The organism is Burkholderia sp. GbtcB21 (assembly GCF_019091065.1).
GTDB classification, from domain to species: Bacteria; Pseudomonadota; Gammaproteobacteria; order Burkholderiales; family Burkholderiaceae; genus Burkholderia; species Burkholderia pyrrocinia_C.
Map to the genome: position 1 here is coordinate 1 of NZ_JAGXKA010000048.1, position 5,728 is coordinate 5,728.

Genomic DNA, 5,728 nt, shown 5'->3' on the forward strand with positions numbered 1-5,728 from the left:
ACTCGACCAGCACGGGCAACGGCTGAGCGCCGAGGAATACTACCCGTACGGCGGCACCGCGGTATGGCTGCCGAAGAGCGCGGTGGAAGGCGACTACAAGTTCGTGCGCCACGCGGGCAAGGAGCGCGACGTGACGGGGCTGTACGACTACGGCTATCGCCATTACGCGCCCTGGCTTGCGCGCTGGCTGACCCCCGACCCCGCCGGCACCATCGATGGACTGAATCTCTATCGGATGGTGAGGAACAACCCCGGCACGCTGCGCGATTCCGACGGAAGACAGCCAGGTGGCGGCAATCCCACGGCCGAGGCCGCCGCGTCGTCATATGAGTCTGAGCGCTTTCAACTATCGGTGAGTCGCACCGTGGCTCTGGCTGCGAGAGCCCCATTTGCGCAGACCCTCTATCAAAAGGCGAAGGGATTTGATGTTCAAGCTTACCATGAAGAAAAACACAAATACAGCAAGGAAGGCCATTTCAAGGTAATCGAGATAGCATCAGACAAAGCCATGAAATATCAAATTACTTCCAATGTCGTCACGAGAACACTAGGGAAGTATGAAGAACTAGCGCTAGCAATGAAACAAGAGTTTCAAAATGAATTAACACCAGAAGAGAAAGAAAATTTTTCAATTTCCGCCCGACTCTCTCGCCAATATGCGGGAATGGTGGAGGAGGTTGGGGATGTATATAGCTACGTCTTAATCAACAAGCACGACGAGGCGCTCGAGAGAGGTGAGCCCATGCCAATTTACGGCGTCATCAGTTATCTTAGAGAAGACAGAATAGCCATTCTTGGCGCAGTTGTGTCGCATCCACTCACCCAGATTCCCAATCGACTGCGCATGAATGCTGGATTCCAGGCACGCCTGAGCGAGCTACTCACAAGAAAAGGAATTGCTGCGAAACCTGCTGATTTTCAATTAAAGGGTGTGGGCAGCACTCTGACCAATCTGTCCATTTTCAAAATGATAAAGACTCATCACATTTCCGAATTTAAAACAGAGGCAATTAATCCTCGCTCAGGACATATCGCACATAAATTTGGAATGAAACCAATGGTAACGCAGAGAATTCAATCCTGAACAATTCATTTTCCGGCACCTCGATTCGAGTTATCGAAACGGCAACAATGCGAGGTTGCTGCAGCGTTGGCCAGAACGACGCCGAAGTGAGACCGGTCGAAAGAAGCGGAAGCCAACATTGCGCAAAATTGAGTAAGGTTGACAGGTTGACTGGTAGGCATCGTCCGATGTGATCCTGGAGCAAGATAATCGGCAAGGAGTACGCAGATGAATACGAATGGACAGTCGGAGCCTGTTGCGGTGTCGCTACCGTCGTTGCCCAAGGGGGGCGGCTCCATTCGAGGCATGGGCGAGGCAATCGGTAACGCAGGCATGACCGGTCAATCCTCGCTCTCTATTCCTTTGCCGATCTCGGCAGGGCGCGGCTATGTGCCGAACCTGTCACTGGCATACGACAGCGGCCAGGGCAACGGGTGTTTCGGTATCGGGTGGAGTCTGCCATTGCTCACGATACGGCGACGCACCAGCACTGGTGTGCCCCGCTATCTGGGTAACGATGACTATCTATCGCCCGACAATGAAGTGATGACGCCAGAACTGGACGCTAATAATCAGGTAGTTTTCACTCGGGTTACGCAATACGGCGGTATGTCGTTGGATCAAACTTATACGGTGACGCGCTATTTTCCGCGCGTCATGGGCGGATTCGATCGTATCGAGCACTGGCAAGGAACAGGAAAAGGCAGCGACTTCTGGCTCATCCATTCAGTGGACGGTCAATTGCACAGCTTGGGTAAGCAACCCTTGTCCAGGATTGCCGATCCGTCGGATCCAGGCAAGATTGGCCAGTGGCTCCTGGACGAATCCTGCTCGCCGAATGGGGAGCATATTTGTTACGCCTACAAAAGCGAAAATACGGAAAACGTCGACATGATCGGACAGGAGTCCGATCGAACACAGACGTCCAACCGCTACCTGATGCAGGTTCAATACGGTAATGCAAGCCCATACGCGCCGCTCTATGCATGGGGAAATGTCCCCGCGGAGGACACGCCAATCTACTTGTTTACGCTGGTCTTTGACTACGGTGAGCGTACCCTGGATCCCTTGGTTGCTCCGCCTTGGACGCCACAGCAGCAGTGGCTATGTCGGGGGGATTCGTTTTCCGATTACGCGTTGGGGTTTGAGGTTCGTACGCACCGGCTGTGTCACCAGGTCTTGATGTTTCATCATTTCCCGGACGAGTTGGCCTCGAATGAATATCTCGTCAGCCGCTTGCTATTGAGCTATGACCAAGGCCCTCAGCTTACCCAATTGTCGACTGCTCAAAGTTTTGCTTATGAATCAAATGGTACGGTCCAGTCGGTGCCACCACTCGAATTGGCGTATACGCCGTTCAATCCAAATTTTTCGGCAGACGACTACCGAAGCCTACCAGCCTTTCCCGGCTGGAACGACGGTACCCAATACCAAATCGTGGATCTGTACGGTGAGGGGCTGCCCGGCATACTGTATCAAGCCGGTAGTGGCTGGTGGTACCAGGCACCACAACGCGCCAGCGATGGCCCAGACTCGATCGGCTACGCGACCTGGCAACCCTTGCCGGTTGCCCCGTCGACGAACCCGGAGCAGACAAAATTGATGGACCTCACAGGCGATGGTCGCCTGGATTGGATCATCGCTCAACCGGGGCTTGCCGGATACTTCACGCTGAGTCCCGACCGAAGCTGGTCGCACTTCATCCCCTTGCCTGTTTTGCCGACCGAATTCCTGCAGCCGTCGGCGCAACTTGCGAACCTGACCGGCGGGGGGCTGGCCGATCTAGGATTGATTGGGCCCAGAAGTGTGCGATTATATCCCAATCGCCGGGCAGACGGATTTTCGCCGCCAATGGAGGTTCCGCACGACAGCGACAACGACTTGCCCGTATTCGATGGAAACCCCGGCTCGCTCGTTGCATTCAGCGACGTCCTTGGCTCCGGTCAATCGCATCTCGTCCGCGTTCGATATAACACGCTGGAGTGCTGGCCCAATCTCGGATGGGGAAAGTTCGGCAAGCGGCTAACGCTCACCGCCCTCCATTTCGATCCCGATACGTTCGATCCGGCACGCGTGTTCCTGGCCGACATCGCCGGATCCGGAGCCGCCGATCTGATTTATGCCGAGTCCGATCATTTCAAAATTTACCTGAATCACAGTGGCAACGGTGTCGACCCAATACCACGCATATTGCCCATGCCAAAGGGCGTGACCTACGACCGGCTGGATCAAGTCAGCTTTGTGGATCTGGATGGAACGGGTACGACTACTCTCGTGCTGACTATCCCTCATATAGCATCGTCACACTGGTGTTATTCGTTTTCACCCACCAAGCCTTACCTTCTGAAACAAATCAACAACAATCTTGGCGCAAGAACGACATTGACGTATCGAAGTTCCGCGCAGGAATGGCTGGATGAGAAGCAAACGAATCCGGCGAGCACCTGCCGCTTGCCGTTCCCCGTCATGCTGTTGAACAGGGTGATCAGCCTGGATGAAGTCAACGGCAACACGCTGTCCCAGTGCTTTTCGTATAGACAAGGCATCTATGCAGGAACTGATCGCGAATTTCGCGGGTTCGGGTTCGTGCAACAACTCGATACGGACACTACCGCGGCCTCTACCGGGAAAAATATCGAGAACACGGCACCGACTTTGACGAAAATCTGGTATCACACCGGTCTGGAAGACGCCGAGACTAATCCAGCATCGCCTCCGTATTCGGACCCTGCGATGTTCAAGCTGGGCCCGACACGGTTTACCAGGTTCAACCCCGCAACTGGTGACGACGATGTGCTGCGAACCATCGACAGCACGACCCGTTATCAACTGTTCCGAGCGCTAGCGGGTCGTGAACTACGCGTGGAGGTCTACGGTGCGGACGACAGCCCTCAAAATAACGTGCCCTACTCGGTCAGCACCAGCCAATATCAGGTCCGTTTAGTCCAGTCCGCCAGCCCTGCTCATCCCTATGTTGTCGCCGTATCAAGCCCGTTGGCGGAATTGTCTGTGAACTATGATCGTGTCGAAGCCGATCCACAGGTCCATCAATCGGTCTCCTTGCAAGTGGACGCATATTGCACACCCGTGTGGAGCGTCGATATCGATTATGCGCGGCGTTCGCTTCCGCCAGTCAACCCCTATCCGCCAAATGTTCCCGAAGCGCAATGGCTCAGCACCTATGACGATAGTCAGCAAGTCTTGCGGCTTATCGAGACACGGCGGAGTGTGTACAACCTGGTAGACCCACAGGTCTGGCGTCTGGGCATCCCTTACGAATGGCGACAAAATGTCATCACCGACCCCAGCGGGTATGCAGATTACCCAGCGAATGCACATGGATTGGAGAGCGAGACGCTTCGTAGTCCCGATGGGGTGTTGGGCCACGACCAGGTGCGGGTGCTCGTCGGTCAAGAGGTCGCCTACTATTTCAATAGGGAGGGTAACCAGGTACTTCCGGCGGGCGTGCCCCCTCCGCCATTGGTTCTGGTCCACCATGTCGAAACTGCAGAGCTCGATCACGACGTGTTGGCAGTGTATGTCGCCATTCCGGATCTTGACCGCGCGCTGACGGATGCTGGTTATTGTGAGCGACCGGTCGTACTCTCCGTCGCCGACGCCTCCCCTGGTACAGTGTGGGTCAAACCTCACAGTTACACCACGTACGTGAACGGCAATGGCGAGTGGCTTCCGTTTGCGCTCCCCAGAGCCCAGCAGACGACGCCAATCGTCGGTCCTATCAACCTCAAGTATGATGTTCATCATTGTGTCGTCGTCTCGGTCACGGACGTTGACGGGTTGGAGACAATTACTGCGTATGACTACCGCTTCCTGACCCCCTGGCAGATCACCGATCCGAATCTCAATGTGCAGCAGGTCTTGTTCGACGCGTTGGGCCGGGTCGTAGCGACGTCATTCTTTGGTCGCCAGCTGGCTCCCGACGACGCCACGGCCGTGCAAGTCGGGTTTGCACCAGTCGGCAACTTCAACGCCGGGGCACCCGCGCTGGACTCAATCGACGCGGCGTTGGCCGATCCGTCTGGCGCGCTGCAACAAGCAGCCTCAACCTACCTCTACGCCCCGTTCAGTTGGATGGGGCGGATCTCCGGCGAGCAACTGACCGCCCACTTCGCCCCGTCCGAAATCACAATGCTATGGGACACATTGCAGCAGCATCACTTGATCATCGGCACTGGCCACATCCTGGCGAAAGGGCGGCATTGGGCACGTGGTGAATTTGAAGTTCCCGCCCTTCCTCCCTCTCTGCGCGCACTGGTGAGTGGAGTGCCGCAGATCCCGGTACATAACGCCGCGCTCAACGCCGAGCAGTTCCCTCAGACACAAGAAACGGATCGGCAGATTCAAATCCTATTGGCGTACAGCGACGGATTTGGACGGTCTCTGCAATCCAAACAGAAGACCGAGCCAGGCCAGGCCTATGTGGTTGACGGTAGCGGTCAACTTGTCCTCGACAACGCAGGCCAGCCATTGGTCAAGGACACCACCCCGGATTGGCGCTGGGTCGTATCGGGACGAGTCGACTACAACAACAAGGGGTTACCCGTTCGACGCTACCAACCATACTTTATCGACCAGCCGCGTTACGTGAACGACGCTTCGATCCAGCAATGGGGCTATGCCGACACCTTGTACTACGACCCATTG

At 55.7% G+C, this 5,728-nt stretch carries 2 protein-coding genes; both read left to right on the forward strand.

Annotated features, from left to right (window positions below; genetic code table 11):
* Positions 1-1,084, forward strand: a 1,084-nt coding sequence (locus KVT39_RS38575) for an RHS repeat-associated core domain-containing protein (RefSeq protein ID WP_217591378.1), incomplete at its 5' end; no start/stop codon positions are given.
* 207 nt (positions 1,085-1,291) lie between these two features.
* A partial coding sequence (locus KVT39_RS36035) for a SpvB/TcaC N-terminal domain-containing protein (RefSeq protein ID WP_217591379.1) occupies positions 1,292-5,728 on the forward strand: 4,437 nt, incomplete at its 3' end.